Origin of the sequence: Vogesella indigofera, assembly GCF_028548395.1 — a bacterium.
GTDB lineage: Bacteria > Pseudomonadota > Gammaproteobacteria > Burkholderiales > Chromobacteriaceae > Vogesella > Vogesella indigofera_A.
In genome coordinates this window covers 846,371-872,082 of the sequence record NZ_JAQQLA010000004.1, presented here as the reverse complement: position 1 = coordinate 872,082, position 25,712 = coordinate 846,371, and the positions used below count along the sequence as shown (strand labels likewise).

Genomic DNA, 25,712 nt, shown 5'->3' with positions numbered 1-25,712 from the left:
GCGGGCCGCTGGCCCGCTTTTTTTATGGCGCCGGCTCAGGACGGAAACAGGCTCAGCCGGCGCGCGCCTTCCACCGCCTGCTCCATATTGTTGCTCTCGTCCTGCCACACCCACACCTTGTGCAGCGGGTCGAACGCTTCCACCAGCCACAGCCGGCCGCCGGTGCCCAGCGCGATCAGCCGCGCGCGGGTCGGGCGCTGGTAATTGAACACCACCGCGTCGCTGGTAACCGGGGGTTTGCTGCTGCTGGCAAACAGGGATTGCATGGCAAGACTCCATCGGGACAGTGCTGTTGCAATGCAAAAGCCGTGCCAGGATCAGACCGGCATGAGCCTTGCCACCGCTGGCTGTGCTGCGGTGCTGCGGTGCTGCGGTGCAGCAGGTGGCGTCCTGCACCGGGATAAGGCACGACTACGTCTTCTGGCGCCTTGTATTTATATCGTAATACGATATATTTCAGAAGAGGACGCGCCCTGTCGTGCCCGTCCGTCACGTCAGCAAGGAGTGTCACCATGACCCCGCTTACCCCGCTTCGCATGTTGCTGTCCTCGCATCACGGCTGGGACGAAATCGCCAACCACCATGCCTCGACCGCCCGGTCCTTTTTCCGCATCGTGCTGCCGGCCTCGTTGTTCGCCGCCGCCATGCTGCTGTATGCCGCCTATTTCAACGGCGAGGTGTACGCGCCGCAGGTGCCGCTGGCACAGTGGCAGGCGGTGATCGTGCTGTTCCTGCTGCTGAACTGGTTCAGTGTGCATCTGATGGCCAGCTTCATCCGGCTGGCAGTGCACGCCGAGGTGCGGCCGCCGTACGCCGACTGCTACCGGCTGGCAGCGCTGGCTCCGCTGCCGATCTGGCTGTCGGCGCTGTCGCTGCTGGTGCCGCTGCCGTTCTTCAATATGGCGATCGGCCTGCTCGGGCTGCTGGCTTCCGGACTGCTGATCTATCACGGGCTGGATGCGCTGTTCGAGCATGAGGACTCGGTGCGCACCGAGTCGCTGGCCTACACCGTGTTCACCGTCGGCGCCCTGTTGTGGGCGGTGCTGGTGGCGCTGATCGCGGTACCACTGCTATGAGGGCGCCAGAGATGAGTTCCGCCATCCAGCTGTTGCCGGCCAGCCAGTGTCCGGCGCAACGCGACAACGTGTTCCTGCTCGCCGCGCGCTGGCCGGCGGCGCTGCCGCGCGGCAGCCTGCCGCGGGCACAGTGGCTGCCGCGCGCGCTGCCGGCGCCGGGGCTGCTGGCCTGGCTGCGCCGTGACCCGCTGCGCTACGCGCTGTTCTGCGACACCTACTGGGCCGATCTGGCCGCCAACCCGCCGCGCTGGCAGGCGCTGCTGCAGGCCGCCGCCGCGGGCGGTGTGGTGCTGCTGTACGACGGCGAGGACGGCCTGCTCAACCCGGTGCGTGCGCTGGCGCGCTTCCTCGAGGCTCGCCTGGCGGCGCAGAGCTACTGGCAGGACGCCGCGCAGCGCAGCTCGCCGGTGTGCTACGCCGGCCGGTCGCACTGAGCATGGCGACGGCATCGCCCGAACGCGCCGCCACGGCGGCGGTACGGAAATCTGCTACGCTGGCGGGCTTGTTGCCTGGTATTGCCACGATGAACCCTTCCCCTCCGACTCCGCTGTCCAAGGACGACTTCGAGCGTCTGGCCGATTTCCGCTACCGGCTGCGCCTGTTCCTGCGTTTCAGCGAGGAGCTGGCGCAGAGCAACGGCATCACCCCGCTGCAGTACCAGCTGCTGCTGCAACTACGCGGCTACCCCGGGCGCGACTGGGCGACGGTGGCGGAGCTGGCGCAGCGGCTGCAGTCGCACCACCACAGCGTGGTCGGCCTGGTCAGCCGTTGCGAGGCGCAGCAGCTGATCGTGCGCAATCCGGGACGCGAAGACCGCCGCTGTGTCGAGATCAGCCTGGCGCCGAAGGGCGAGGAGCTGGTGCAGCAGCTGGCGCGCGCGCACCGCGACGAGCTGCTGGCGCTGCGCCAGAGCAGCGGCAGCCTGTCGCTGGACCTGCTGCTGCAGGCGGCGCAGAGCCTGGTGCCGGACTGAGGCGGCAACGCTCGTCGCCGCGCCAATCCGGCCGTCATGACGGTGCCGCTTGTTGCGCTGCGATTGTTGTTTTTTGCACGTTGCCGCTGCCAATCCGTCATTGCGGCCAACCTTCTGCTACGCCCTCGCCATAAATCGGTATATAAATTCAGCCATCTGAATCCCCGGTGGTTTTTATGATTGGTGCTGACAAATCCCGTGACCCGGCGCACGCATCGCGTCGCCGCCAGCCGGCGACCACCGTGCTTGCCGCGGCGACTACGGCCGGCAGCACGGGATCGCAGCGCCAGGCCCTGTTGCGCTTGTTGCGCACCGCGCGCGAAGCCGGCAGCAGCGGTCGGCACCATCACGGTTTGCAGGCGGCGGAAACGGCGCTGCAACTGGCCGGCGAACATGGCTTCGAGCACCTGCGCAGCGAGGCACTGGCCCTGCTGGCGCTGCACCGTTTCCGCCTCGGCCAGCTGGCCGACGCCATTCCGCCGGGGCTGGAAGCGGCGTCGCTGCTGGAGCGGCCCGCCGATGCCGCCGCCCGCGCCGAGGTGCTGTGCACGGTGGCGATGGCCTGCAATGAGCTGGGGCTGGCGCACGACGGCCTGAAGTACGCGCTGGAGGCGCTGAGCGCCGCCCGCCTCTGCCAGCAGCCGCTGATGCTGAGCTGGGCGCTGAACCGCGCCGGGCTGTGCACCTTCAGCGCGGTCGGCGATCTGGAGCAAAGCGTGGCGCTGTTGCAGCAGGCGCGCGAGCTGGCGGTGCAGCACGGCCATCTCATCGCGCTGTTCAGTGCGATCAACAATCTCGGCTCCAGCTACCGCACCGCCGGCCAGCTGGCGCAGTCCCTGGCCCAGGCCGGCGCCGCGGCACTGCTGGCGCAGTCGCTGGATTATTTCCAGCAGGCGGCGACGCTGTCGACCACGACGGACAACCCGCACCTGCAAGCCAGCGCCATCATCAATCTGGCGGAAATCCTCACCGATCTCGCATGCTACGACGAGGCGCTGACCGAGCTGGCGCAGGGCCGCGAGCTGGCGCGGTGTGGCGACTTCGCCGCGTTGCAGCACCGTGCCGACCTGGCGGAGGCGATCATCCTGCACCGTACCGGGCAGCTGCCGGCGGCGATCGCGGTGCTGAAGCGGGTGCTGGCGCTGCCGGCCGAGCAGATCGAATACGAGATGCGGGTGCTGGCGCACGAGGCGCTGTACCGCGTGTACAAGGACGGCGGCCAGTTCGAGCCGGCGCTGCGGCAGCTGGAGCGGTTGCGCCAGCTGGAACAGTCGCTGGCCGACAAGCGCAGCAGCACCCAGGGCTGGGCGATCCGCAAGGAGCTGGAAATCACCAGCGCGCGGCTGGAAACCGAGCGCGAACGGCTGAAGGCCGAGCACGAGCGTCTGCGCGCGGTGCGGCTGGAGGCAGAAAAATCGGTGGCCGAGGCGCGCATGAGCGAGCTGGAACAGGCGGTGCTGGTCGACGCACTGACCGGGGTCGGCAACCGCCGCTGCCTCGACCGCGAAGGCCCGGAGCGGCTGGCGCAGTTGCAGGGCGGCTTTGACGGCATGGCGGTGGTGGTGCTGGATCTGGACTACTTCAAGTCGATCAACGACCGCTTCGGTCACGCCGTCGGCGACGACACCCTGCGCAAGGTGGCGCAGCTGGTGGTGCTGCACACCCGTTCGGTCGATCTGGTGGTGCGCTATGGCGGCGAGGAGTTCGTGCTGCTGCTGATGGAGACGTCGCAGGAGGCGGCGGTGGCGACCTGCGAGCGCCTGCGGCTGGCGCTGATGGACTACGACTGGAGCACGCTGCACCCGCTGCTGCACGTCACCACCAGCCTCGGCATGGCGTGGCAGAACCAGCCGCAGGACTGGGAGCGCACGCTGCGCGCCGCCGACCTGGCGCTGTACCAGGCCAAGCACAAGGGTCGCAACCGGCTGGAGGTGGCGCCGGCGCTGTAGCCGGCGGTCACGGCGCGGGCGCCGCTACGGGTCAGGCCGGAGTCAGCACCTTTTCCAGCAGCCGGTAGTGGGTGCCGCCGAGGCCGGCCTCGGCAAAGCCTTCACTGTGGTACAGCGTGCGCCCCACCGCGTTGTCGTCGCGTACTTCCAGCGTCAGCTTGGCGCAACCGCGCTGGGCGGCGGCGCTGGCCACGGCCTGCAGCAGCAGGCGCCCCACGCCCTGGCCGCGCGCGGCGGACAGCACCGACAAATCATGCAGATTGCACACCGGCGCCGCGTAAAAGCTGGAAAAGCCCAGCACGCACAGTGCGTGGCCGACCGCCTCGTCGCCCTGCTCCGCGATCAGCGCGAACAGGCCGGGATGACCACCCAGTGCCTGCGCCAGCTGTTGCTGGCGCGCGGGCGTCAGCCCCTCGCCACCACCCATCGCATCGCGGGCGTAGGCATCGGTCAGCCGTGCCAGCAGCAGGCAGTCGCCGGCGTCGGCAAGGTTGGCCGCACGCAGTTGCAGTGCGCTCACGGCGCGGTCTGCTGCTGGCCGGCCGGGGCGGGCAGATACAGCGGACCCTTGAAGCCGCAGGCGGTGACAACGGTGGCGACAAGGACAAACATCAGCGCAGTACGCATACGGAATCCGGTAGCTATGGCAAAATCGCAGTCTAACAGGCGCGAGCCTCCCACCCCAAGCCATGCGGCCAACCTTTAGGACTTTTCCATGACTGAAAGCGAATTCCTGACCCTCACCGACGGTATTTTCACGCGCATCGAAGCAGCACTGGATGAGGCGGAGCTGGATCTGGACTGCCTGAGGATGGGGAATGTGCTGGAAATCGAGTTCGACAGCGGCGAGAAGGTGGTGGTCAACCGCCACGTGCCGAACCAGGAACTGTGGATCGCGGCCAAGAGCGGCGGTTTCCATTTCGCGCTGCGCGACGGCCAGTGGCTGGCGGCGCGTGACGGCAAGGAGTTCGGCACCACGTTGTCGGCGGTGGTCGGCCACGCCGCCGGCTGCGACTTCGTGTTTGCCGTCTGAGTGAGTAGCTGGCTGCTGCTGGGCGGCCTGGCGGCGTCGGCATTCCTGTCCGCCACCGTGCTGCCGGGCAATTCCGAGCTGGCGCTGGGCGCCTTGCTGCTGCAGCGGCCGGAGCTGTTGTGGCCGGCGCTGCTGGTCGCCACCGCCGCCAATGCGCTGGGCAGCGTCAGCAGCCTGTGGTTGGGGCGCTGCGCGCCGCCCAGGCCGCTGCCGCCGCGAGCGGCGGCGTGGTTCGCCCGTTTCGGCCCGGCGGCGCTGTGGCTGAGCTGGGTGCCGCTGGCCGGCGATGCGCTGCCGCTGGCCGCCGGCTGGTTGCGGCTGGCGTTCTGGCCCTGCGTGCTGTGGATTACGCTGGGCAAGGCCAGTCGTTACGCCTTGCTGGCGTGGGGAATGCTGGGCGTTATCCGGTGAGGCGTACGCGCCGGCCGGTCGCTGTCCGGATTTCCGGACGCCATGCCGGCTGCGACATCACCATGGCGTTGTACTGGCGCGCGGCACGATCGCCGCTATGCTTGAGTTAGAACTTTATCTTTGTGCGACAGTATTTGCCCGCCATCGCCGGCCGAGCCTGTCGCCGTTTTTCATCCAGAAAGTAGCAATGAGCAAACACATTCCGCGCAAGCGCTTCGGCCAGAACTTCCTGCAGGACAGCAAGGTGATCGAGGACATCGTCAGCGCCGTCGGTGCCCAGCCGGGCGATGTGGTGATCGAGATCGGCCCCGGCCTCGGTGCGTTGACCAAGCCGCTGCTGCAGCGTCTAGACCATCTGCATGTGGTGGAGATCGACCGCGACATCATCAGCCGCCTGCGCGGCGAGATCTCGCCCAAGCGGCTGACCATCCACGAGGGCGACGCGCTGGCCTTCGATTTCGGCAGCGTCTGCGACGGTCCGTTCAAGCTGGTCGGCAACCTGCCGTACAACATTTCCACCCCGCTGCTGTTCCACCTCGCCTGCTACGGCAACCGGGTCACCGACATGCATTTCATGCTGCAAAAAGAGGTGGTCGACCGCATGGTGGCGGCGCCGTCGACGCCGGATTACGGTCGTCTGACAGTGATGTTGCAGTACCGTTTCGACATGGAACAGATCTTGCTGGTACCGCCGGGTGCATTCTACCCGCCACCGAAAGTGGATTCCGCGGTGGTAAGGATGATTCCTGATGCCGGTCGCTGCGGCGTGGCAACCGACGAGGCGCTGCTGGAAGAGATCGTGGCGCAGGCCTTTGGCCAGCGGCGCAAGACCTTGCGCAACAACCTCAAGGGCGTGATCAGCGACGAGGCCTTGCAGTCGCTGGGTATCGACCCGGCCGCCCGTGCCGAGACGCTGAGCGTGCAGCAGTATGTGGCGCTGGCCAACCATCTGGCCGCCGCGCGCGGCTGACCATGTTGCGCTGCGGCTTGCTGTACCAGGTTGGCCGCAGCACAATCCGTATTGAATGATGCGGACCGTGCCGCACCACGATGCTGGCTGTCACAGGAATTAAAGGAAAAGCGATGATTCGTTTCAACAATGTCCACAAGTGGTTCAAGGACTTGCACGTACTGAACGGGATTGACCTGCAGGTGGCGCAGGGTGAAGTGGTGGTGGTGTGCGGGCCGTCCGGCTCCGGCAAGTCGACCATGATCCGCACCGTGAACCAGCTGGAAAGCATCAACGAGGGCGAGATCTGGGTCGATGGCAAGAACGTCGCCGATCCGAAAACCGATCTCAACGCGCTGCGCGCCGAAGTCGGTTTCGTGTTCCAGCACTTCAACCTCTACCCGCACCTGTCGGTACTGGACAACATCACGCTGTCGCCGATCAAGGTCAAGGGCATGGACAAGGCTGCCGCCGACAAGCAGGCGGTGGCGCTGCTGGAGCGGGTCGGCCTCGCCCACAAGAAGGATGCCTTCCCGGCGCAGCTGTCCGGCGGCCAGCAGCAACGCGTGGCCATCGCCCGCGGCCTGGCGATGGAACCGCGGGTGATGCTGTTCGACGAACCGACCTCCGCGCTGGACCCGGAGATGATCGGCGAAGTACTGAAGGTGATGAAGGATCTGGCCGAATCCGGCATGACCATGATGGTGGTCACCCACGAAATGGGCTTTGCCCGCGAAGTGGCCGACCGGGTGGTGTTCATCGACCACGGCAAGATCGTGGAACAGGCGCCGCCGGAAGAGTTTTTCAAGAACCCGCAACACGAACGGGCACAACAGTTTTTACGGCAATTGCTCACCCCGATGAGCTGATTGCCTGCCGGCACTGCCGCAGTGGCGGTGCCAGGTTTCCGGGCCATACCTAGCCGGTACGGCTTGATAAAAGCAGCAAAACCCAAGAGAAAATGGAGAAACCAATGCGTTTTACGACTCGTCTGCTGACTACTGCTGTCATCGCTTCCGCCTTTGCCGCCCCGGCCATGGCCGAAGGCACCCTGGACAAGATCAAGAGCTCCGGCGTGATCGTGCTCGGTCACCGTGATGCCTCGATCCCGTTCTCCTACCTGGCGAACGATCCGACCAAGCCGATCGGTTACTCGCACGACCTGCAGCTGAAGGTAGTCGAGGCGGTCAAGAAACAGCTGAAGATGCCTAACCTGCAAGTGCGCTACAACCTGGTGACCTCGCAGACCCGCATCCCGCTGGTACAGAACGGCACCGTGGACCTGGAGTGCGGCTCCACCACCAACAACCTGGAGCGCCAGAAGCAGGTTGCCTTCTCCGTCGGCATCTTCGAGATCGGTACCCGCCTGATGACCGCCAAGACTTCCGGCGTCAAGGACTTCCCGGACCTGAAGGGCAAGAACGTGGTGACCACCGCCGGTACCACTTCCGAGCGTCTGCTGAAGGCGATGAACGCCGAGAAGCAGATGGGCATGAACATCATCTCCGCCAAGGACCACGGCGAATCGTTCCTGATGCTGGAATCGGGCCGTGCCGTCGCCTTCATGATGGACGATGCGCTGCTGTACGGCGAAATGGCCAAGGCCAAGAACCCGGGCAACTGGGTCGTGACCGGCAAGCCGCAGTCGTTCGAAATCTACGGCTGCATGCTGCGCAAGGAAGATGCCGCCTTCAAGAAAGTGGTCGACGACGCGATCAAGGCCACCTTCAAGTCCGGCGAAGTGAACAAGATCTACAGCAAGTGGTTCATGGCACCGGTACCGCCAAAAGGCCTGAACCTGAACTTCCCGATGTCCGACGAGTTCAAGGCGCTGGTGGCCAAGCCGACAGACAAGTCTGCCGAGGAAATGTAAGCAGCTTGTTGGTAATGACGGAGCGGGTTTTCTGAAGCAAGCGTGAAACGAGACCGGGACCGGGCGGCAACGCCCGGAAACCCGCTCCCGGAGGGGCGCTGCTGGCGCCCCTTTTCTTTTGGAGAAGTCAATGAATTACAACTGGGACTGGAACATCTTCTTCAAGTCCACAGGCATCGGCAGCGAAATCTACCTGGACTGGTTCGTCTCCGGTCTGGGCTGGACCATCGCGGTGGCGCTGCTGGCCTGGATCATCGCCCTGCTGCTGGGGTCGGTGCTGGGCGTGATGCGCACCCTGCCGGGCAAGGTGCTGCCGGCGATTGCCACCGCCTATGTCGAGCTGTTCCGCAACGTGCCGCTGCTGGTGCAGCTGTTCATGTGGTATTTCGTGGTGCCGGACTATCTGCCGGAGCCGCTGCAGATCTGGTTCAAACAGGACCTGAACCCGGCGACCTCGGCCTATGTTTCGGTGGTGGTGTGTCTGGCGCTGTTTACCGCGGCGCGGGTGTGCGAGCAGGTGCGTACCGGCATCCAGGCGCTACCCAAGGGCCAGAGTGCCGCCGCGCTGGCGGTCGGTTTCAGCATCGGGCAGACCTATCGCCACGTGCTGCTGCCGCAGGCGTTCCGCATCATCATCCCGCCGCTCACCAGCGAGTTCCTCAACATCTTCAAGAACTCCTCGGTGGCGTCGCTGATCGGCCTGATGGAGCTGCTGGCGCAGACCAAGCAGACCGCGGAATTCAGTGCCAACATCTTTGAAGCGTTTACCCTCGCTACGGTGATCTACTTCGTGCTCAACATGAGCCTGATGACGCTGATGAGCCTGGTGGAGAAGAAAGTGCGCATTCCCGGCATGATGGGAGGGGCCAAATAATGGATTTCAGCCAGATTATCCCGTCGTTGCCCAGCCTGTGGGACGGCATGAAACTGACGCTGCAGCTGCTGTTGCTGGCGGTCGCGGGCGGCATCGCCCTCGGTACCGTGCTGGCACTGGCGCGCATGTCCAACAGCGCGGTGCTGTCCGGTTTCGCCAAGGCCTACGTCAACTACTTCCGCTCCATCCCGCTGCTGCTGGTGATCACCTGGTTCTACCTGGCGGTGCCGATGATCCTGAACTGGATCACCGGCGAGTTCATCGCCGTCGGCGCCTTCACCTCCTGCCTGGTGGCGTTCGTGATGTTTGAGGCGGCCTACTACTGCGAGATCGTGCGCGCCGGTATCCAGTCGATCTCCAAGGGGCAGATCAACGCCGCCTACGCCGTGGGCATGACCTACAGCCAGGCGATGCGCCTGATCATCCTGCCGCAGGCGTTCCGCAAGATGACCCCGCTGCTGCTGCAGCAGACCATCATCCTGTTCCAGGACACCTCGCTGGTGTATGCAGTCGGTTTGATCGACTTCCTCAATGCCGCGCGCGCGCGCGGCGACATCATGGGGCAATCGCACGAGTTCCTGATTTTTGCCGGTGCGGTGTACTTTGTTATCAGTTTCGGCGCGTCCACTCTGGTGAAGCGTCTGCAGAAGAGGTTGGCAGTATGAGCATGATCGAGATCAAGAACGTCAGCAAATGGTACGGTGACTTCCAGGTGCTCACCGATTGCACGACCGACGTCAAGAAAGGCGAAGTGGTGGTGGTGTGCGGCCCGTCCGGTTCCGGCAAGTCCACGCTGATCAAGACCGTCAACGCGCTGGAGCCGTTCCAGAAGGGCGACATCATCGTCGACGGCATCTCGGTGGGCGATCCGAAGACTGACCTGCCCAAGCTGCGCGCCCGCATCGGCATGGTGTTCCAGAACTTCGAACTGTTCCCGCACCTGTCGATCACCGAGAACCTGACCATCGCGCAGCAGCGCGTACTCGGCCGCAGCAAGGACGAGGCGATGCAGAAGGGCATGCACTACCTCGACCGTGTCGGCCTCAAGGCGCAGGCTAACAAGTTCCCCGGCCAGCTGTCCGGCGGCCAGCAGCAGCGCGTGGCGATTGCCCGCGCGCTGGCGATGGACCCGATCGCGATGCTGTTCGACGAACCGACGTCGGCGCTGGACCCGGAGATGGTCAACGAGGTGCTGGACGTGATGGTGGAGCTGGCCCACGAAGGCATGACCATGATGTGCGTGACCCACGAGATGGGCTTCGCGCGCAAGGTGGCCAACCGCGTGATCTTCATGGACCGCGGCGCCATCGTCGAGGACTGCGAGAAGGAAGAATTCTTCGGCAATATCGACGCCCGTTCCGAGCGCGCGCGCCAGTTCCTGTCCAAGATCCTGGCGCACTGAGCAAGCGCCTGGCCGCCGCCGTTGCGGCCAACCTTGCACCGACAACGCCACCCTCGCGGTGGCGTTTTTTTACGCCTGCGGTCGCGGGTGTGGTTTTTTCCCCCGTCATGGTTGCGCTGGGTCATGCCTGACATCGGCCGGTCATGATCGCGGTTTTGTTTGACGATGGCATCCGCTAATATCGCCGACATGTACACCACCATCTATCTTGGCCGCCAACCGATTGTCGATGTCCAGCAGCAGCGCGTGGCCTACGAACTGCTGTTCCGCTCCGGGCCGGAAAACCGCGCGCTGTTCCAGGATGACGTCAACGCCACCGCCTCGGTGATCCGCCACACCTTCATCGATCTGGGCATGTCGCGGGTGCTGGAGGGCTGTCCCGGCTTCATCAATGTCAATGAACGGCTGCTGAAAAGCCCGGTGCTGGACTTGCTACCGCCGGAGAGCATCATCCTCGAGATCCTGGAGAGCGTGCCGCTGGACGATTCGGTACGCGAGCGCTGCCGCGAGCTGCAGGCGCGCGGCTACCGGCTGGCGCTGGACGACGTCAGTGACATCACCCCGGAAATCCAGGCGATGCTGCCGCTGGTGTCCTACCTGAAGATCGACCTGCAGCAGGTATCGCTGGCGCGACTACCGGCGCTGCTGCAGCGGCTGCAGGGCTACCGCGGCCAGCTGCTGGCGGAGAAGGTGGACAGCTACGAGCAGTTCGAGCGCTGCCGCGAGCTGGGCATCCGCCTGTTCCAGGGCTACTTCTTTGCCAAGCCGACCGTCATGCAGCAGAACCGCGCCCATCCGCACCGCGCGCTGATGCTGCGCCTGCTGGGACTGGTGATGCAGGACGCCGAGCTGCTGGCGCTGGAAGAGGTGTTCAAGGGGGCGCCGGACATGGTGGTCAGCCTGCTGAAGCTGGTCAACGCCGCGGAAAACTACGGCCGCCCGGTGCGCTCCATCCGCGAGGCGCTGACCATGCTCGGCTCGTCACGGCTGAAGCGCTGGGCGCTGGTCATCCTGTTCGCCGCCGATTGCCGCCCGGACAGCGGCCCCAGCCCGCTGCTGGAAATGGCGGCGGTGCGCGGCCGCATGATGGAGCTGCTGGCGCCGCCGGCCGAGCGCGACGAGGCGTTCATGACCGGCATCCTGTCGCTGGCCGACAGCCTGCTGGGCATGAGCATGCAGTCGCTGGTGGCGTCGCTGTCGCTGCGCGACAAGGTGCTGCAGGCGCTGCTGTACCGCGAGGGCATGCTCGGCGACCTGCTGGCGCAGACCGAGCTGGCCGAGTGTCGCGAGGCGCAGGCACCACTGCCGACGCTGGCGGCGGACAACTTCAACCAGGTGCAGCTGGAAGCGCTGGAGTGGGTACGCAAGATGTGGAGTGACGACTTTCTCACCTGAGCGGTGGAGCCGGACGCGCGCCGGGAGGGTGCAAGGTTGGCCGTAAGCCGGTGCGGCCAACCTTGTGCTTACACGATGTCGAGGTGATCGAGTCCGCCCAGCGGATCGCTGTGCTTGCTCTCTTCGCCGTAGAGCTTGATCTTCAGGCGCAGGTCGTTGACCGAGTCGGCGTTGCGCAGCGCGTCCTCGAAGCTGATCTGGCCGCTTTCGTACAGCTCGAACAGCGCCTGGTCGAAGGTCTGCATCCCGGTTTCGCGCGAGCGCCCCATCACCTCCTTGATGCTGGATACCTCGCCCTTGAAGATCAGGTCGGCGATCAGCGGGCTGTTGAGCAGGATTTCCACCGCCGCGACGCGGCCCTTGACCTGCTTCAGCGGAATCAGCCGCTGCGACACGATGGCGCGCATGTTCAGCGACAGGTCCATCAGCACCTGCTGGTGGCGCTCCTCCGGGAAGAAGTTGAGGATGCGGTCCAGCGCCTGGTTGGCGTTGTTGGCGTGCAGCGTGGCCAGGCACAGGTGGCCGGTCTCGGCGAACTGCAGGCCGTACATCATCGACTCGCGGTCGCGGATCTCGCCCATCAGGATCACGTCTGGCGCCTGGCGCAGCGTGTTCTTCAGCGCCACCTCCCAGCTCTCGGTGTCCACGCCGATCTCGCGCTGGGTGATGATGCTCTTCTTGTGCTGGTGCACGTACTCGATCGGGTCTTCCAGGGTGATGATGTGGTCGGCCGCGGTGCTGTTGCGCCAGTCCACCAGCCCCGCCAGCGAGGTGGACTTGCCGGAGCCGGTGCCGCCGACGAAGATCACCAGCCCGCGCTTGATCATCGCCACGTCCTTCAGCACCGCCGGCATTTTCAGCTGGTCCAGCGTTGGGATCTCGGTGTTGATCTTGCGCAGCACCATGCCGGCCTTGCCCTGCTGCATGTAGGCGCTGACGCGGAAGCGGCCGATGCCGGGCGGGCTGATGGCGAAGTTGGCCTCGGAGCTGGATTCGAACTCCTCCATCTGCCGGTCATTCATCACCGAGCGCACCAGCTCCTTGCAGTGCTGCGCGGTCAGCGCCTGCGGCGCCACCGGGGTGATCTTGCCGTCGATCTTCATCGCCGGCGGAAAGTCGGAGGTGATGAAGATGTCGGAGGCGTTCTTGCTGGCCGCGTGCTTGAGCAGATCGTGGATGAATTTTGATGCCTGGTCCTTTTCCATGCGCTACTTCCTCGCTTAGAACGCGTCCTTGTTGGAAGCCTTTTGCCGGGCTTCCTGAATCGAAATCACATTGCGCCGCACCAGTTCCTGCAGGCACATGTCCATGGTCTGCATGCCGTACTGCTGGCCGGTCTGGATCATGGAGTTGATCTGCGCGATCTTGTTTTCGCGGATCAGGTTGCGGATCGCCGGGGTGCCGATCATGATTTCATGGGCGGCGACGCGACCGCTTTCGTCCTTGGTCTTCAGCAGCGTCTGCGAAATCACCGCGCGCAGGCTTTCCGACAGCATCGCGCGCACCATTTCCTTTTCGCCGGCCGGGAACACGTCGACAATACGGTCGACGGTCTTGGCGGCGCCGCTGGTGTGCAGGGTGCCGAACACCAGGTGGCCGGTTTCGGCGGCGGTCAGCGCCAGGCGGATGGTTTCCAGGTCACGCATCTCGCCGACCAGGATCACGTCCGGGTCCTCGCGCAGCGCGCTCTTCAGTGCGTTGGCGAAGCTCTGCGTCTGGGCGCCGAGTTCGCGCTGGTTGATCAGGCCCTTCTTGCTTTCGTGCACGAATTCGATCGGGTCTTCCACCGTCAGGATGTGCGAATACTGGTTCTCGTTGACGTAGTCGACCATCGCCGCCAGCGTGGTGGACTTGCCGGAGCCGGTGGGGCCGGTGACCAGCACGATGCCGCGTGGCAAGTCGGCGATCTCGCGGAAGATTTTCGGCGCGTTGAGGTCTTCCAGCGACAGCACCTTGGACGGAATCACGCGGAACACCGCGGCAATGCCGCGGTTCTGCTGGAACACGTTGACGCGGAAGCGGGCGATGCCCGGCAGCTCGAAGGAGAAGTCGCACTCGAAGGTCTCTTCGAAGGCCTTGCGCTGGTGGTCGTTCATGATGTCGTACACCATGTCGTGCACGTCATTGTGCGCCATCGGCGGCAGGTTGATGCGGCGGATGTCGCCGTGTACCCGTATGATCGGTGGCAGCCCGGACGACAGGTGCAGGTCCGATGCCTTGTTTTTGACCGTAAAGGCCAGAAGTTCGGAAATTTCCATATAATTTCTCCGCGTCCGCAACAATGCCGGGTTCATCGAGTGATGCGGACGATTGTAACGCCGCCGGGTGCCGCTGCCCACTGAGGCTGCGGCCAACGGCGGGAGAGAAAGCGAGCAGACGATGACAGATATCAGCAGCGCGCTGCAGCGGGTGAGCGCGGCGATCGGCAGTGCGGCACAGGCCGCCGGCCGCGAGGGCGACAGCGTGACCCTGCTGGCGGTGAGCAAGACCTTTCCGGCGGCGGCAGTGCGCGAAGCCTACGCCGCCGGCCAGCGCCGCTTTGGCGAGAACTACGTGCAGGAGCTGCAGGCCAAGGCCGCAGAGCTGCAGGATCTGGCGCTGGAGTGGCATTTCATCGGCCCGCTGCAATCGAACAAGACGCGGCCGGTGGCAGAGCTGGCGCACTGGGTACACTCGGTGGAGCGGCTGAAGATCGCCGAACGGCTGTCGGCGCAGCGCCCGGCGGCGCTGCCGCCGCTGAATGTCTGCATCCAGGTCAATGTTTCCGGCGAGGACAGCAAGAGCGGCTGCGCGCCGGACGAGGTGCTGCCGCTGGCGCAGGCCATCGCCACCCTGCCCGGCCTGCGCTTGCGCGGGCTGATGTGCATTCCGGAGCCGACGCAGGAGGCGGCAACGTTGGCCGCACGCTTCGGCGTGCTGGCGACGCTGCAGCAGCAGCTGGCGGCGGCCGGCATTGCCACCGACACGCTGTCGATGGGCATGTCCGCCGACATGGCGGCGGCGATCGCCGCCGGCAGCACCATGGTGCGCGTCGGCACCGCGATCTTCGGCGCGCGTCACTACGGCTAACCATCCAACCATGTTTCGCCAGCGGGCGAAGCACCAGAACCAGGGGAAAACCATGCGTATCACGTTCATCGGTGGCGGCAATATGGCCTCCTCCATCATTTCCGGCCTCTGCCAGCAACCCGGCCAGCAGATCAGCGTGGTGGAGCTGCACGAAGACAAGCGCGCCAGCCTGCAGGCCGAGTTCGGCGTCACCGCGCTGGCGACGCTGCCGGCCCGCTTTGCCGCCGACGAGGTGGTGCTGCTGGCGGTCAAGCCGCAGGCACTGCAGGCGGTATGCCAGCAACTGGCGCCACGGCTGCACGGCGCACTGGTGGTGTCGATCGCCGCCGGGGTGCGGCTGGACGCGCTGAGCCGCTGGCTGGGCAGCTCGCGCATCGTGCGGGTGATGCCCAACACCCCGGCCATGGTCGGCAAGGGCGTGTCCGGGCTGTACGCCGCCGCCGACATCGGTGAGGCGGATCGCCGCACCGCGGAAGGCATCATGCAGGCGGTCGGCATCACCAGCTGGCTGGAGACCGAGGGCGGCATCGACGACATCACCAGCGTCTCCGGCAGCGGCCCGGCCTACGTGTTCTACTTTATCGAGAGCATGATCGAGGGCGCCTGCCAGGTCGGCTTCAGCGAGCAGGAAGCGCGGGCGCTGGTACTGGGCACCTTCGAGGGCGCGGTGGAGCTGGCCAAGCAAAGCCCGCTGCCGGTGGCAACCTTGCGCACCAACGTGATGTCCAAGGGCGGGACCACCGAGCGCGCCATCGCCCGTTTCGAGGCCGAGGGCGTCAAGGCGGCGATCATCGCCGGGGCGCTGGACTGTCGCGCCCGCTCGGTGGAGCTGGGTGACCTGTTGAGCAAGGACGACGAATGATGCTGCTGGAAACACTGCAATTCCTGATCAAGACCATCAGCGAGCTGTTCGTGCTGGTGCTGCTGATGCGCTTTTACCTGCAGGTGGCGCGGGCGCCGTTCAAGCATCCGCTGACCCAGTTCGTGATCGCGGTCAGCAATTTTGCGGTGTTGCCGTTGCGGCGCTGGATTCCGGCGTGGCGCAGTTATGACACCGCCACCATGGTGCTGGCCTGGGTGGTGTCCCTGCTGGCGCTGATCAGCATCCTGCTGCTCAACCCGCTGCCCTACGACCTGCTGCACCCGCAGAGCTGGCTGGCGCTGACGCTGCTGGCGCTGCTCGACGTGTTCCGCCTGTCGCTGTACCTGTTGATGGGCGCGGTGTTCGTGCTGGCGATCCTCAGCTGGGTCAATCCCTACAACGGCCTGCGCCCGGTGCTGGAGGCGCTGACCCGTCCCTACCTGCGACCGTTCCAGCGCGCGGTGATCGGCGGTGTCGACCTGTCGCCGCTGGTGTTGCTGCTGGTGATCCAGGTGATCCTGATGCTGCCGGTCCGGATGCTGGAAATGTCTTTCTTGATGCAACTCAAGATGGCAGTATGAGCATTCGGTTATCAAGTGGAGTCGCCTGCCTGGCTACGGAGTCAGGTCAGGAGTTTGATCCTGTGGAGAACTTTGCATGAAGAAAATGCTATTGGCCGCTGTGGCCCTGGGCGTGCTGGCCACCCCCGCTTTTGCCAACCTGCAGCTGGCGCAGAAATACGCCTGTGTCGCCTGTCACGCGGTAGACAAGAAGATTGTCGGCCCGGCATACAAGGATGTTGCCAAGAAATACGCGGGCGACAAGAGTGCCGAAGCCAAGCTGGTGGCCAAGGTCAAGGCCGGCGGTTCCGGCGTCTGGGGCCCGATCCCGATGCCGGCTCACCCGCAGGTCAGCGATGCCGATCTGAAAACGCTGGTGAAATGGGTATTGAGCCAGAAGTAATCATGTTTTATGCAACATAAAGCGCCGTCAGGCGCTTTTGTTGCGTTGGCACGGTGCCTTTTGCCGCCGCGGCCGCTTTCCGTGTTTCTTGCCAATGTCTTAAGTCGGGCCTTAATCGGCCTGCCCTCTTGAGTTCACCCCCGTTCGGCACTATATACACAAGATAAAAGACAGTTGCGACGGAGATGGCGTACGGATTGTGTTGCACTTTCCTTATGCCGTCGGTAATCTTCCACGCCTGTTGCCACAACTTTATAGCTGGAAGCATCAAACTATGGCCAAGCTGACTGAACAAGACATCATCAACTGGTCCGGCGATGACTACATGAACGCCGACCATCTTGAGTTCTTCAAGGAGCGCTTGTTGAACATGCAACAAGAGCTGTTGAGCAACGCCAGTGCCACGGCTAGCCACCTGCAGGAGCAGGAAGCCACGCCCGATCCGGCGGATCGCGCCACACTGGAAGAAGAGTATGCGCTGGAGCTACGCACCCGCGACCGCGAGCGCAAACTGCTGCAGAAGATCCAGTCCACCCTGCGTTTGATCGAAGACGGCAGCTACGGCTATTGCGAAGACACCGGCGAGCCGATCGGCCTCAAGCGCCTGCTGGCCCGCCCGACGGCATCGCTGTCGGTGGAAGCGCAGGAGCGTCGCGAACGCATGAAGCGCCAGTACGCCGACTGAGCACCAGGTTGGCCGCATTGCCCAACGAAAGCACCCTTATGGGTGCTTTTGCTTTTTATAGGCCATTATTTTGGCAAAGCCTGCCAATGGCGCTGTTTTATGGCCGGCCGTTTGGCAGGTCATGCCGCTGCGGCGTGGCGCAGCCGCACCAAAAAATCGCCGGTCGCGATACGGTTTAGGGCTTGGCATGGCTGGGTGAAGCGGGTAATGTTGCTATGCAAACAAAAGAGACCAAGGACACAGCAATGCACCGCCAGACCGACGACGTCAGAATCCGAGACATCAAAGAACTGCTCCCGCCGATTGCTCACCTGTACGAGCTGCCGATCAACGAATCCGCCGCCGAGCTGATCTTCAACGCCCGTCGTGACATTGCCCGTCTGCTGCGTGCCGAGGACGACCGCCTGCTGGTGGTGATCGGCCCCTGTTCCATCCACGATCCGGCCGCGGCGGAAGAATACGCCCGCCGCCTGCTGCCGCTGCGCCAGAAGTACGCCGCCGACCTGCAGATCGTGATGCGTGTCTACTTTGAAAAACCGCGCACCACCGTCGGCTGGAAAGGCCTGATCAACGATCCGCACCTCGACGAGTCCTACGACATCAATACCGGCCTGCGCCTGGCGCGTCGCCTGCTGCTCAACCTCAATAGCATGGGCATGCCGGCGGCCACCGAATTCCTCGACATGATCACGCCGCAGTACCTGGCCGACCTGATCAGCTGGGGCGCCATTGGTGCGCGCACCACCGAATCGCAGGTGCACCGCGAGCTGGCCTCCGGCCTGTCCTGCCCGGTCGGTTTCAAGAACGGCACCGACGGCAACCTCAAGATCGCTGTCGACGCCATCCGCTCCGCCAGCGTGTCGCACCACTTCCTGTCGGTGACCAAGACCGGCCATTCCGCCATCGTGGAAACCGGCGGCAACCCGGATTGCCACGTGATCCTGCGTGGCGGCAAGGAGCCGAACTACGAAGAACGCTTCGTCAAGGCCGCCGCCGCCGAGCTGGCCGCCGTTGGCCTGCCGCAGAAGCTGATGGTGGACTTCAGCCACGCCAACAGCCGCAAGGACTACCGTCGCCAGATGGAAGTGTGCGACGACATCGCCGCGCAACTGGTGGCCGGCGACCAGCACATCTTCGGCGTGATGGTGGAAAGCCACCTGGTGGAAGGCCGCCAGGACCTGAAACCGGGCTGCGAACTGACCTACGGCCAGAGCATCACCGACGCCTGCATCGGCTGGGACAATACCGAAGCGCTGCTGCAGACGCTGGCCGACGCGGTCCAGGCCCGTCGCGCCAAGGTCGGCGTGCCGTCCGGCAAGTAAGCCTGCCGCCGACAGAAAAGCCCGGAGCACGCTCCGGGCTTTTTTCATTCAGGCGCGGACGCGTTTCAGTCCTTGCCGTCCAGGATATTGCCGAGGCCGCCGAGCAGCGAGCCCTGTTCGCTGCTGTTGCCACCGGCCTTGGGACTGGCGGCGACGATGCGGTCGGCCAGCCGCGATAGCGGCAACGACTGCAGCCACACGCGGCCGGGGCCGGTCAGCTTGGCGAAGAACAGCCCTTCGCCGCCGAACAGCGCCGACTTCAGCTTGCCGACGTACTCGATGTCGAAATCCACCGTCGGCTGGTAGGCCACCACGCAGCCGGTATCGACGCGCAGCACCTCGCCCGGCTGCAGCTGGCGGCTGGTCAGCGTGCCGCCGGCGTGCAGGAACACGTAACCGTCACCGTCCAGCTTCTGCATGATGAAGCCCTCGCCACCGAACAGGCCGGTGCCGATCTTCTTCTGGAACGCGAGGCTGAGGCTGACGCCCTTGGCGGCGGCGAGGAAGCTGTCCTTCTGCGCGTACAGCGTGCCGCCCAGCTCCAGCAGGTGCACCGGCACGATCTTGCCGGGATAGCTGGCGGCAAAGGCGACGCGGCGCTTGCGCTGGCCCTGGTTGAGGTAGACAGTGGTGAACAGCGATTCGCCGGTGATCAGTCGCTTGCCGGCGCCGAGCAGCTTGCCCAGCAGCCCGCTCTGCGCCGCCGAACCGTCACCGAAGATGGTGTCCATGCTGACATCGTCTTCCATGTAGTACAGCGCACCGGCCTCGCCGACCGCGGCCTCGCCGGGGTCCAGCTCCACTTCGACGTACTGCATGTCGTCGCCGAAGATCTGGTAGTCGATCACATCCATTGCCATCTTGTTCTCCTTGAGCGCCATTGCCGGCATGCGTTCATGCTAGCGGCTGGCCATGCCAAATGCAAAGCCGGGCGCGGCGGGAGCGCCGCTTCAGTGCGGCTCGAGGTCCTGCGCTGGTGGGGTGGCGTCGGCCGGCGGCTGCTTCGGTGGCCGCAGCAGCATGATCCACAGGTGGAACACGATACCGGCCAGCGGCACCAGGCCGAGGATGACCACGAAGACCCATTCGAGGGGGGAGAAAAGTTCGCTCATCGGCATAGTGTACGCAGCGCGGCGCCGGCGGCCAAGCGGCGGATGCGGGTCGCAAAGTGGCAAACCAAATACATCTTCAAATATAATGGCGGGATGATGACCTCTCTTGCCTTGTTGCCGGCCGGGCTGCGCCGGCGTCTGCAGCGCTGGTGGCCGGAGCCGCTGGTGATCGGCCGTCGCGAACAGCTGGCGGTGGCTGCCGCCGCGCTGTTTGCCATCGCGCTGACCGGCCTGCTCACCGCGCTGACCCTGGGACCGGCGCCGTTGCTGGTGGCGTCGATGGGCGCGGCGGCGGTGCTGCTGTACACGCTGCCCAGTAGCCCGCTGGCGCAGCCGTGGCCGCTGCTGGGCGGTCACCTGGTGTCGGCCGCCATCGGCGTCGCCTGCGCGCAGTGGCTGCCGTGGCCGTGGCTGGCGGCCGGCGTCGCGGTCGGGCTGGCCATCTTCGCCATGATCGCCTTGCGCTGCCTGCACCCGCCCGGTGGCGCCATCGCGCTGAACGCGGTGGTGGGCGGCCCGGCGGTGCAGGCGATGGGCTACGGCTTTGTCGCGCTGGTGCTGTGCAACGCGCTGCTGATGCTGGCGCTGGCGTGGCTGCTCAACAATTACCTGCTGCGCCGCCCCTATCCGCGCGCGCTGCCGCCGCCCAACCGTCACCTGATCCGCGATCCGGCGCCGCTGGCGCGGCTGGGTATCCGCGAGGAAGACATGGAAGCGGCGCTGGCCGGCTTCAACCACCTGCTCGACATCAGCCGCAGCGATCTGGAACAGGTGATGACGCTGGCGGAAATGCACGCCTACCGCCGCCGGCTGGGCGACATCCGCTGCCGCGACATCATGTCGCGCGACGTGATCAGCCTGCGCCCGGATACCGCGCTGGCAGAGGCATGGCGGCTGCTGCGCCAGCACAAGGTGCGCGCCTTGCCGGTGGTTACCGACGCCGGCCAGGTGCTGGGCATGGTGTCGCTGGTGGACTTCCTCAAGCGGCTGGACGGCTCGCCGCAGGGGCTGCGCGAACGGCTGGCGCGCCTGCTCAGCGGCCGCGCCGGCGACAGCCGGGTGGCGGCAATCATGAGCAGCACCCTGATCAGCGTGCGCGACGACCTGCACCTGGTGGAGCTGGTGCCGCTGTTTGCCGACCGCGGCCTGCACCATGTGCCGGTGCTGCACGACGACGGCACGCTGGCCGGCGTGATCAGCCAGTCCGACCTGATTGCCGCGTTGTTCCGCGACCGCCTGTCCGGCGCCTGATGCGGCCAACGTTGGCCGCAAGCCAAAAAAAACGCCACTCCGCGGAGTGGCGTTTTGCATGGCGGGTGCAGCTTACTTCACGATCTGCGCCAGCTGGCCTTTCAGGTACAGGTTGGCCATGGTGTCCAGGCTCACCGGCTTGATCTTGCTGGCCATGCCGGCGGCGCCGAACGCCTCGTAGCGGGCGATCACGATGTCGCGCATCGCCACGGTGCTGGCGGCCAGGTATTTGCGCGGGTCGAACTCTTTCGGGTTCTGCGCCAGGAAGCGGCGGATGGCGCCGGTGGAGGCCAGACGCAGGTCGGTGTCGATGTTGACCTTGCGCACGCCGTGCTTGATGCCTTCCACGATCTCTTCCACCGGCACGCCGTAGGTCTCGCCCAGCTCGCCGCCGAACTCGTTGATGATCTGCAGCCACTCCTGCGGCACGCTGGAGGAGCCGTGCATCACCAGGTGGGTGTTCGGGATGCGGGCGTGGATTTCCTTGATGCGGTCGATACGCAGCACGTCGCCGGTCGGCTTCTTGCTGAACTTGTAGGCGCCGTGGCTGGTGCCGATGGCGATCGCCAGTGCATCCACGCCGGTGTCCTTGACGAACTGGGCGGCTTCTTCCGGATCGGTCAGCAGCTGGCTGTGATCGAGCACGCCTTCGGCGCCGACGCCGTCTTCCTCGCCGGCCATGCCGGTTTCCAGGCTACCCAGGCAGCCGATCTCGCCTTCCACCGACACGCCGCAGGCGTGGGCGAAGTTGACCACGGTGCGGGTGACGTCGACGTTGTAGTCGTAGTCGGCCGGGGTCTTGCCGTCGGACTTCAGCGAGCCGTCCATCATCACCGAGGAGAAGCCGAGCTGGATCGAGCGCTGGCAAACGTCCGGGCTGGTGCCGTGGTCCTGGTGCATCACCACCGGGATATGCGGGAATTCTTCCACCGCCGCCAGGATCAGGTGGCGCAGGAACGGCGCGCCGGCGTATTTGCGCGCACCGGCCGAGGCCTGCACGATCACCGGCGCGTCGACCTTGTCGGCGGCTTCCATGATGGCGCGCATCTGTTCCAGGTTGTTGACGTTGAAGGCCGGTAGGCCGTAGCTGAATTCTGCCGCGTGGTCCAGCAGCTGACGCATCGAAACGAGTGCCATGGGTGAGTCTCCAGTAGTTGAATGCTTGTCGCGCCCGCCGTGGCCGGCGCGGAAAAAGGTTGGCCGCAACGGCCGGTGGTTCAGGCGCGGCTGACGGTGCTCAGCGCCACGCCGGCCGCCATGAAGGAGCCGCCTGCGAAGCGGTTCATCAGGCGCTGGCGCAGCGGGCTGGTGATCCAGTGCTTGAGCTTGGCACCGCCGAAGGCGTACACCACCTGCCAGCTGCTCTCGATCACGTAGAAGGTGCCGGCCAGCACCACCAGTTGCGGCATTTGCGGTGCATCGGCGCGCATGAACTGCGGGAACAGCGCGGCAAAGAACACGAAGGCCTTCGGGTTGCTCATCGCCACCAGGAAGCCGGTGCGGAAGCGCTGCCAGTTGCTGACGGCGGCTGCGCCGTCGTCGTCACCGTCGCTGCCCATGCGCTCGCTGACCGGCGCGCGCCAGGCCTGGTAGCCCAGCCACACCAGGTAGGCGGCGCCGGCGTACTTGACGAAGGAGAACAGCTGCTCCGAGGCGGCCAGCAGCGCGCCGAGGCCCGCGGCGGAACCGCCCATGATGATGCCCAGCGCCAGCAGCAGGCCGGCCATGGTCGGCAGCGCACCGCGCAGGCCGAAGCGGATGCCGTGGCTCATCGCCAGCAGCATGTTGGGACCGGGGGTCGCCGACACGAAAAACACGGTGACGACGAAGATCAGCCAGGTATCGAAGGCCATGGGCGCTGCTCCTTGCATCGGTAATGGGGGGGTGTTGCCGAGTCTAGGCGCAACGCCTGTACCCGGCAAGTTACAACACCGCCGCTGCGGCCAACATTGGCCGCAGCAACGACCTGCTGCGCTTTGCGCGATACCGCGTTGAAACCGGCTTCGGCATGCTCATTGACGCCATGTCAATTCCGCTTCCTCAGCCGTTTTCGCCTTGTCTCGCGCAAGCTCGCGAGGTCGTTAGCCGGTTTTCAGGCGCGTGCGGCCAGCATTGCCACCGCCGGCAGTTCCTTGCCTTCGAGGAACTCGAGGAAGGCGCCGCCGCCGGTGGAGATGTAGCTGATCTGCTCGGTCAGGCCGTACTTGGCGATCGCCGCCAGGGTGTCGCCACCGCCGGCGATGGAGAACGCCGCCGACTTGGCGATGGCCTCGCCCAGCGCCTGGGTGCCGTGGCTGAACTGCTCGATCTCGAACACGCCGACCGGGCCGTTCCACACCACGGTGCCGGCCTTGGCGACGATGTCGGCCAGCACCTTGGCCGAGTCCGGGCCGATGTCGAGGATCATGTCGTCGGCGCCCACCTCGGCCACGTTCTTCAGCGTGGCGGTGGCGCTTTCGGAGAACTCGCTGGCGCACACCACGTCAGTCGGCAGCGGCACATCGCCGCCGCGGGCGCGGATCTTGGCGATCACGCGGCGGGCGTCATCGACCAGATCGGCTTCGGCCAGCGACTTGCCGATGGCACGGCCTTCGGCCAGCAGGAAGGTGTTGGCGATGCCGCCACCGACGATCAGCTGGTCAACCTTGTCGGCCAGCGCCTCGAGGATGGTGAGCTTGGTCGACACCTTGGAACCGGCGACGATGGCCACCAGCGGGCGCGCCGGTGCCAGCAGCGCCTTGCCCAGCGCGTCCAGCTCGGCTGCCAGCAGGATGCCGGCGCAGGCGACCGGCGCGAACTGGGCCACGGCGTGAGTGGACGCTTCGGCGCGGTGCGCGGTGCCGAAGGCATCGTTGACGAAGATGTCGCACAGGCCGGCGTAGGCACGGCCCAGCGCTTCGTTGTTCTTTTTCTCGCCCTTGTTCAGGCGCACGTTTTCCAGCATCACCACCTCGCCGGCGGCCAGCGTCACGCCGGCTTGCCAGTCGGCGGCCACGGTCACGGCCTGACCCAGCAGCTCGGACAGGCGCGCGGCCACCGGGGCCAGGCTGTCTTCCGGTTGCGGCTCGCCTTCGGTCGGACGGCCGAGGTGGGTCATCAGGATCACGCTGGCACCGGCCTTCAGGCAGTGCTCGATCGACGGCAGGCTGGCGCGGATGCGGGTGTCGTCACCGATGACGCCGTTCTTGAGCGGCACGTTCATGTCGACGCGGATCAGTACGCGCTTGCCGGCCAGCGCCAGGTCGGTCAGTTTCTTGAATTGCAATTTCATCTCCTCAGCTAGGTAGGGTGGGCGGTTCGGCCCACCATCGCCCGGAATGCGACGATCTGCCCGCAGGCAGATCGTCGCATTGCCGTTCAAACAACGGTGTGGGCCGGACGTGTCCGGCCCACCCTACCAGGCATGCGGCCAACCTTGCGGCCGGCCGGCATGGTCTGGCTTTATTTTGCTGCAAACATCGCGCGCGCGGTCTTCAGCATCTGCTGACAGAAGCCCCACTCGTTGTCGTACCAGGCCAGCACTTTCACCATGTTGCCGCCGGTGACCTTGGTCAGCGTGGCGTCGAAGATGGAGCCTTCGGTGCTGTGGTTAAAGTCGCTGGAAACCAGCGGCAGGGTGTTGTAACCCAGGGTGCCCTTCATGCTGCCTTCGGACGCGGCCTTGACGATCTCGTTGATCTCGTCCTTGGTGGTGTCGCGGGAAGCGGTGAAGGTGAGGTCAACCAGCGACACGTTGATGGTCGGCACGCGCACCGAGAAACCGTCCAGGCGGCCTTTCAGTTCCGGCAGCACCAGGCCGACGGCCTTGGCGGCGCCGGTCTTGGTCGGGATCAGGTTGTCGGTGGCGGAACGGGCGCGGCGCAGGTCCTTGTGACGCACGTCGGTCAGCACCTGGTCGTTGGTGAAGGCGTGAATGGTGGTCATCAGGCCCTTCTTGATGCCGATGGCGTCGTTCAGCGCCTTGGCCACCGGGGCCAGACAGTTGGTGGTGCAGGACGCGTTGGACACCACGGTCATATCGGCGGTCAGCACGTCGTGGTTGACGCCGTAGACGATGGTGGCGTCAACGTCGTCGCCGCCCGGGGCCGAGATCAGCACCTTCTTGGCGCCGGCGTTGATGTGCGCCTGGCACTTTTCCTTGCTGGTGAAGGCACCGGTGCACTCCAGTACCAGGTCCACCTGCAGCTTGTCCCACGGCAGTTCGGCCGGGTTGCGGGTGGAGAAGAACGGGATGCGGTCGCCGTTGACGATCAGGGTGTTGTCGTCGTGGCTGACTTCGGCGGCAAAGCGGCCGTGCACGGTGTCGAACTTGGTCAGGTGCGCGTTGGTGGCCAGATCGCCGGAGGCGTTGACGGCCACGATTTCGAAGTCGTTGCGCAGGTTGTATTCGTAGATCGAACGCAGCGCCTGGCGGCCGATACGGCCGTAGCCGTTGATCGCGATGCGGATGGTCATAATTTTCTCTCCCAAGAAAATGTGAAACGGCCGTCCCTCTTAGCGGGGACGGCCTGGT

31 protein-coding genes are annotated in these 25,712 nt (G+C 65.3%); 20 read left to right on the top strand and 11 right to left on the bottom strand.

The genetic code is table 11. The annotated features are described in order from the left end of the window. Positions 1 to 35 precede the first annotated feature (35 nt). A complete protein-coding gene (locus PQU89_RS09890) occupies positions 36 to 266 on the bottom strand; it encodes a hypothetical protein (RefSeq protein WP_272765662.1) in 231 nt (76 codons plus the stop codon). Positions 267 to 512: 246 nt separating this feature from the next. Between PQU89_RS09890 and PQU89_RS09885 the strand changes: the two genes are divergently transcribed. From PQU89_RS09885 to PQU89_RS09870, 4 genes are all read left to right on the top strand, one after another. Next, positions 513 to 1,076 carry a YIP1 family protein gene (locus tag PQU89_RS09885; protein WP_272765661.1) on the top strand — a complete coding sequence of 188 codons (564 nt, stop codon included), beginning with the start codon at positions 513 to 515 and terminating at the stop codon, positions 1,074 to 1,076. Between the two features lie 11 nt (positions 1,077 to 1,087). After that, the gene (locus PQU89_RS09880) at positions 1,088 to 1,510 is read left to right on the top strand and encodes a DUF488 family protein, N3 subclade (protein ID WP_272765660.1); all 423 of its coding nucleotides are present in this window, start codon (positions 1,088 to 1,090) and stop codon (positions 1,508 to 1,510) included. An 89-nt stretch (positions 1,511 to 1,599) separates the two neighbouring features. Then, positions 1,600 to 2,049: a MarR family transcriptional regulator gene (locus tag PQU89_RS09875; RefSeq protein ID WP_272765659.1), complete on the top strand. Its 450-nt coding sequence runs from the start codon at positions 1,600 to 1,602 to the stop codon at positions 2,047 to 2,049. A 176-nt stretch (positions 2,050 to 2,225) separates the two neighbouring features. Further along, positions 2,226 to 3,998, top strand: coding sequence for a GGDEF domain-containing protein (locus PQU89_RS09870; RefSeq protein ID WP_272765658.1), 1,773 nt, complete (start codon positions 2,226 to 2,228; stop codon positions 3,996 to 3,998). A gap of 31 nt (positions 3,999 to 4,029) precedes the next feature. Here the strand turns inward: PQU89_RS09870 and PQU89_RS09865 are convergent, their stop codons facing one another. Together PQU89_RS09865 and lptM are read right to left on the bottom strand one after the other, a co-directional pair. Continuing rightward, positions 4,030 to 4,518: a GNAT family N-acetyltransferase gene (locus PQU89_RS09865; RefSeq protein ID WP_272765657.1), complete on the bottom strand. Its 489-nt coding sequence runs from the start codon at positions 4,516 to 4,518 to the stop codon at positions 4,030 to 4,032. After that, a complete protein-coding gene (gene lptM, locus PQU89_RS09860) occupies positions 4,515 to 4,625 on the bottom strand; it encodes an LPS translocon maturation chaperone LptM (protein WP_189375630.1) in 111 nt (36 codons plus the stop codon). The genes PQU89_RS09865 and lptM overlap by 4 nt, the downstream gene beginning before the upstream one ends. A gap of 88 nt (positions 4,626 to 4,713) precedes the next feature. Here lptM and cyaY point away from each other — a divergent pair, with 88 nt between their 5' ends. The 9 genes from cyaY to PQU89_RS09815 all read left to right on the top strand — a co-directional run bounded on the left by cyaY (position 4,714) and on the right by PQU89_RS09815 (position 11,935). Beyond that, positions 4,714 to 5,031 carry an iron donor protein CyaY gene (gene cyaY / locus PQU89_RS09855; protein WP_272756271.1) on the top strand — a complete coding sequence of 106 codons (318 nt, stop codon included), beginning with the start codon at positions 4,714 to 4,716 and terminating at the stop codon, positions 5,029 to 5,031. Then, positions 5,032 to 5,442: a YqaA family protein gene (locus tag PQU89_RS09850; RefSeq protein WP_272765656.1), complete on the top strand. Its 411-nt coding sequence runs from the start codon at positions 5,032 to 5,034 to the stop codon at positions 5,440 to 5,442. A 187-nt stretch (positions 5,443 to 5,629) separates the two neighbouring features. Beyond that, positions 5,630 to 6,412: a 16S rRNA (adenine(1518)-N(6)/adenine(1519)-N(6))-dimethyltransferase RsmA gene (gene rsmA / locus PQU89_RS09845; RefSeq protein WP_047967719.1), complete on the top strand. Its 783-nt coding sequence runs from the start codon at positions 5,630 to 5,632 to the stop codon at positions 6,410 to 6,412. Positions 6,413 to 6,525: 113 nt separating this feature from the next. Further along, complete coding sequence (locus PQU89_RS09840; protein WP_189375634.1) at positions 6,526 to 7,260, top strand: amino acid ABC transporter ATP-binding protein; 735 nt, start codon at positions 6,526 to 6,528, stop codon at positions 7,258 to 7,260. Positions 7,261 to 7,364: 104 nt separating this feature from the next. Next, a complete protein-coding gene (locus tag PQU89_RS09835; RefSeq protein ID WP_272765655.1) occupies positions 7,365 to 8,264 on the top strand; it encodes a glutamate/aspartate ABC transporter substrate-binding protein in 900 nt (299 codons plus the stop codon). A 130-nt stretch (positions 8,265 to 8,394) separates the two neighbouring features. Beyond that, positions 8,395 to 9,138 carry an amino acid ABC transporter permease gene (locus tag PQU89_RS09830; RefSeq protein WP_272765654.1) on the top strand — a complete coding sequence of 248 codons (744 nt, stop codon included), beginning with the start codon at positions 8,395 to 8,397 and terminating at the stop codon, positions 9,136 to 9,138. Then, positions 9,138 to 9,803 (top strand): ABC transporter permease subunit, encoded by a 666-nt coding sequence (locus PQU89_RS09825; protein WP_272765653.1) that lies wholly within the window; start codon positions 9,138 to 9,140, stop codon positions 9,801 to 9,803. The genes PQU89_RS09830 and PQU89_RS09825 overlap by 1 nt, the downstream gene beginning before the upstream one ends. Before the next feature lie 2 nt (positions 9,804 to 9,805). Then, complete coding sequence (locus PQU89_RS09820) at positions 9,806 to 10,540, top strand: amino acid ABC transporter ATP-binding protein (RefSeq protein WP_047967758.1); 735 nt, start codon at positions 9,806 to 9,808, stop codon at positions 10,538 to 10,540. Between the two features lie 165 nt (positions 10,541 to 10,705). Further along, on the top strand, positions 10,706 to 11,935 hold the full coding sequence (locus PQU89_RS09815; RefSeq protein ID WP_272765652.1) for an EAL and HDOD domain-containing protein: 1,230 nt from the start codon (positions 10,706 to 10,708) through the stop codon (positions 11,933 to 11,935). Between the two features lie 68 nt (positions 11,936 to 12,003). Here PQU89_RS09815 and PQU89_RS09810 read toward each other — a convergent pair whose 3' ends face one another. Beyond that, positions 12,004 to 13,140, bottom strand: coding sequence for a PilT/PilU family type 4a pilus ATPase (locus PQU89_RS09810; protein ID WP_272756277.1), 1,137 nt, complete (start codon positions 13,138 to 13,140; stop codon positions 12,004 to 12,006). Positions 13,141 to 13,155: 15 nt separating this feature from the next. Then, positions 13,156 to 14,193 (bottom strand): type IV pilus twitching motility protein PilT, encoded by a 1,038-nt coding sequence (locus PQU89_RS09805; protein ID WP_272765651.1) that lies wholly within the window; start codon positions 14,191 to 14,193, stop codon positions 13,156 to 13,158. 121 nt (positions 14,194 to 14,314) lie between these two features. Between PQU89_RS09805 and PQU89_RS09800 the strand changes: the two genes are divergently transcribed. The 6 genes from PQU89_RS09800 to aroG all read left to right on the top strand — a co-directional run bounded on the left by PQU89_RS09800 (position 14,315) and on the right by aroG (position 18,836). Beyond that, on the top strand, positions 14,315 to 15,004 hold the full coding sequence (locus PQU89_RS09800; protein ID WP_272765650.1) for a YggS family pyridoxal phosphate-dependent enzyme: 690 nt from the start codon (positions 14,315 to 14,317) through the stop codon (positions 15,002 to 15,004). A 52-nt stretch (positions 15,005 to 15,056) separates the two neighbouring features. Next, positions 15,057 to 15,866, top strand: a complete 810-nt coding sequence (gene proC / locus PQU89_RS09795) for a pyrroline-5-carboxylate reductase (RefSeq protein ID WP_272765649.1) — start codon at positions 15,057 to 15,059, stop codon at positions 15,864 to 15,866. Next, positions 15,863 to 16,447, top strand: coding sequence for a YggT family protein (locus PQU89_RS09790; protein ID WP_238377330.1), 585 nt, complete (start codon positions 15,863 to 15,865; stop codon positions 16,445 to 16,447). Before proC ends, PQU89_RS09790 begins: the two co-directional genes overlap by 4 nt. 76 nt (positions 16,448 to 16,523) lie before the next feature. Continuing rightward, a complete protein-coding gene (locus PQU89_RS09785) occupies positions 16,524 to 16,829 on the top strand; it encodes a c-type cytochrome (RefSeq protein ID WP_047967728.1) in 306 nt (101 codons plus the stop codon). A gap of 274 nt (positions 16,830 to 17,103) precedes the next feature. Next, positions 17,104 to 17,514: an RNA polymerase-binding protein DksA gene (gene dksA, locus PQU89_RS09780; protein ID WP_047967729.1), complete on the top strand. Its 411-nt coding sequence runs from the start codon at positions 17,104 to 17,106 to the stop codon at positions 17,512 to 17,514. Between the two features lie 245 nt (positions 17,515 to 17,759). Next, a complete protein-coding gene (gene aroG, locus PQU89_RS09775; protein WP_272765648.1) occupies positions 17,760 to 18,836 on the top strand; it encodes a 3-deoxy-7-phosphoheptulonate synthase AroG in 1,077 nt (358 codons plus the stop codon). A 65-nt stretch (positions 18,837 to 18,901) separates the two neighbouring features. Here aroG and PQU89_RS09770 read toward each other — a convergent pair whose 3' ends face one another. Then, the gene (locus tag PQU89_RS09770) at positions 18,902 to 19,696 is read right to left on the bottom strand and encodes a TIGR00266 family protein (RefSeq protein ID WP_272765647.1); all 795 of its coding nucleotides are present in this window, start codon (positions 19,694 to 19,696) and stop codon (positions 18,902 to 18,904) included. Between the two features lie 90 nt (positions 19,697 to 19,786). After that, the gene (locus PQU89_RS09765; RefSeq protein ID WP_272765646.1) at positions 19,787 to 19,948 is read right to left on the bottom strand and encodes a hypothetical protein; all 162 of its coding nucleotides are present in this window, start codon (positions 19,946 to 19,948) and stop codon (positions 19,787 to 19,789) included. A gap of 93 nt (positions 19,949 to 20,041) precedes the next feature. Here PQU89_RS09765 and PQU89_RS09760 point away from each other — a divergent pair, with 93 nt between their 5' ends. Beyond that, positions 20,042 to 21,199 carry an HPP family protein gene (locus PQU89_RS09760; RefSeq protein WP_272765645.1) on the top strand — a complete coding sequence of 386 codons (1,158 nt, stop codon included), beginning with the start codon at positions 20,042 to 20,044 and terminating at the stop codon, positions 21,197 to 21,199. Positions 21,200 to 21,271: 72 nt separating this feature from the next. Here the strand turns inward: PQU89_RS09760 and fba are convergent, their stop codons facing one another. From fba to gap, 4 genes are all read right to left on the bottom strand, one after another. Further along, complete coding sequence (gene fba, locus PQU89_RS09755; RefSeq protein ID WP_047967732.1) at positions 21,272 to 22,336, bottom strand: class II fructose-bisphosphate aldolase; 1,065 nt, start codon at positions 22,334 to 22,336, stop codon at positions 21,272 to 21,274. Between the two features lie 80 nt (positions 22,337 to 22,416). Beyond that, the gene (locus PQU89_RS09750; protein ID WP_272765644.1) at positions 22,417 to 23,052 is read right to left on the bottom strand and encodes a LysE family translocator; all 636 of its coding nucleotides are present in this window, start codon (positions 23,050 to 23,052) and stop codon (positions 22,417 to 22,419) included. A gap of 239 nt (positions 23,053 to 23,291) precedes the next feature. Further along, a complete protein-coding gene (locus tag PQU89_RS09745; RefSeq protein WP_272765793.1) occupies positions 23,292 to 24,464 on the bottom strand; it encodes a phosphoglycerate kinase in 1,173 nt (390 codons plus the stop codon). Positions 24,465 to 24,640: 176 nt separating this feature from the next. After that, the gene (gap, locus tag PQU89_RS09740) at positions 24,641 to 25,654 is read right to left on the bottom strand and encodes a type I glyceraldehyde-3-phosphate dehydrogenase (RefSeq protein ID WP_272765643.1); all 1,014 of its coding nucleotides are present in this window, start codon (positions 25,652 to 25,654) and stop codon (positions 24,641 to 24,643) included. Positions 25,655 to 25,712: the final 58 nt, after the last annotated feature.

Bases quoted from the DNA above. Each gene is read 5' to 3' on its own strand.
- dksA (WP_047967729.1), top strand. From the start codon at position 17,104: ATGGCCAAGCTGACTGAACAAGACATCATCAACTGGTCCGGCGATGAC.
- PQU89_RS09870 (WP_272765658.1), top strand. From the start codon at position 2,226: ATGATTGGTGCTGACAAATCCCGTGACCCGGCGCACGCATCGCGTCGC.
- proC (WP_272765649.1), top strand. From the start codon at position 15,057: ATGCGTATCACGTTCATCGGTGGCGGCAATATGGCCTCCTCCATCATT.
- PQU89_RS09820 (WP_047967758.1), top strand. From the start codon at position 9,806: ATGATCGAGATCAAGAACGTCAGCAAATGGTACGGTGACTTCCAGGTG.
- fba (WP_047967732.1), bottom strand. From the start codon at position 22,336: ATGGCACTCGTTTCGATGCGTCAGCTGCTGGACCACGCGGCAGAATTC.
- PQU89_RS09840 (WP_189375634.1), top strand. From the start codon at position 6,526: ATGATTCGTTTCAACAATGTCCACAAGTGGTTCAAGGACTTGCACGTA.
- lptM (WP_189375630.1), bottom strand. From the start codon at position 4,625: ATGCGTACTGCGCTGATGTTTGTCCTTGTCGCCACCGTTGTCACCGCC.
- PQU89_RS09800 (WP_272765650.1), top strand. From the start codon at position 14,315: ATGACAGATATCAGCAGCGCGCTGCAGCGGGTGAGCGCGGCGATCGGC.
- PQU89_RS09770 (WP_272765647.1), bottom strand. From the start codon at position 19,696: ATGGCAATGGATGTGATCGACTACCAGATCTTCGGCGACGACATGCAG.
- PQU89_RS09810 (WP_272756277.1), bottom strand. From the start codon at position 13,140: ATGGAAAAGGACCAGGCATCAAAATTCATCCACGATCTGCTCAAGCAC.
- PQU89_RS09880 (WP_272765660.1), top strand. From the start codon at position 1,088: ATGAGTTCCGCCATCCAGCTGTTGCCGGCCAGCCAGTGTCCGGCGCAA.
- PQU89_RS09765 (WP_272765646.1), bottom strand. From the start codon at position 19,948: ATGAGCGAACTTTTCTCCCCCCTCGAATGGGTCTTCGTGGTCATCCTC.
- gap (WP_272765643.1), bottom strand. From the start codon at position 25,654: ATGACCATCCGCATCGCGATCAACGGCTACGGCCGTATCGGCCGCCAG.
- PQU89_RS09790 (WP_238377330.1), top strand. From the start codon at position 15,863: ATGATGCTGCTGGAAACACTGCAATTCCTGATCAAGACCATCAGCGAG.
- PQU89_RS09805 (WP_272765651.1), bottom strand. From the start codon at position 14,193: ATGGAAATTTCCGAACTTCTGGCCTTTACGGTCAAAAACAAGGCATCG.
- PQU89_RS09760 (WP_272765645.1), top strand. From the start codon at position 20,042: ATGATGACCTCTCTTGCCTTGTTGCCGGCCGGGCTGCGCCGGCGTCTG.
- cyaY (WP_272756271.1), top strand. From the start codon at position 4,714: ATGACTGAAAGCGAATTCCTGACCCTCACCGACGGTATTTTCACGCGC.
- PQU89_RS09750 (WP_272765644.1), bottom strand. From the start codon at position 23,052: ATGGCCTTCGATACCTGGCTGATCTTCGTCGTCACCGTGTTTTTCGTG.
- PQU89_RS09815 (WP_272765652.1), top strand. From the start codon at position 10,706: ATGGCATCCGCTAATATCGCCGACATGTACACCACCATCTATCTTGGC.
- PQU89_RS09785 (WP_047967728.1), top strand. From the start codon at position 16,524: ATGAAGAAAATGCTATTGGCCGCTGTGGCCCTGGGCGTGCTGGCCACC.
- PQU89_RS09890 (WP_272765662.1), bottom strand. From the start codon at position 266: ATGCAATCCCTGTTTGCCAGCAGCAGCAAACCCCCGGTTACCAGCGAC.
- aroG (WP_272765648.1), top strand. From the start codon at position 17,760: ATGCACCGCCAGACCGACGACGTCAGAATCCGAGACATCAAAGAACTG.
- PQU89_RS09885 (WP_272765661.1), top strand. From the start codon at position 513: ATGACCCCGCTTACCCCGCTTCGCATGTTGCTGTCCTCGCATCACGGC.
- PQU89_RS09830 (WP_272765654.1), top strand. From the start codon at position 8,395: ATGAATTACAACTGGGACTGGAACATCTTCTTCAAGTCCACAGGCATC.
- rsmA (WP_047967719.1), top strand. From the start codon at position 5,630: ATGAGCAAACACATTCCGCGCAAGCGCTTCGGCCAGAACTTCCTGCAG.
- PQU89_RS09835 (WP_272765655.1), top strand. From the start codon at position 7,365: ATGCGTTTTACGACTCGTCTGCTGACTACTGCTGTCATCGCTTCCGCC.
- PQU89_RS09825 (WP_272765653.1), top strand. From the start codon at position 9,138: ATGGATTTCAGCCAGATTATCCCGTCGTTGCCCAGCCTGTGGGACGGC.
- PQU89_RS09875 (WP_272765659.1), top strand. From the start codon at position 1,600: ATGAACCCTTCCCCTCCGACTCCGCTGTCCAAGGACGACTTCGAGCGT.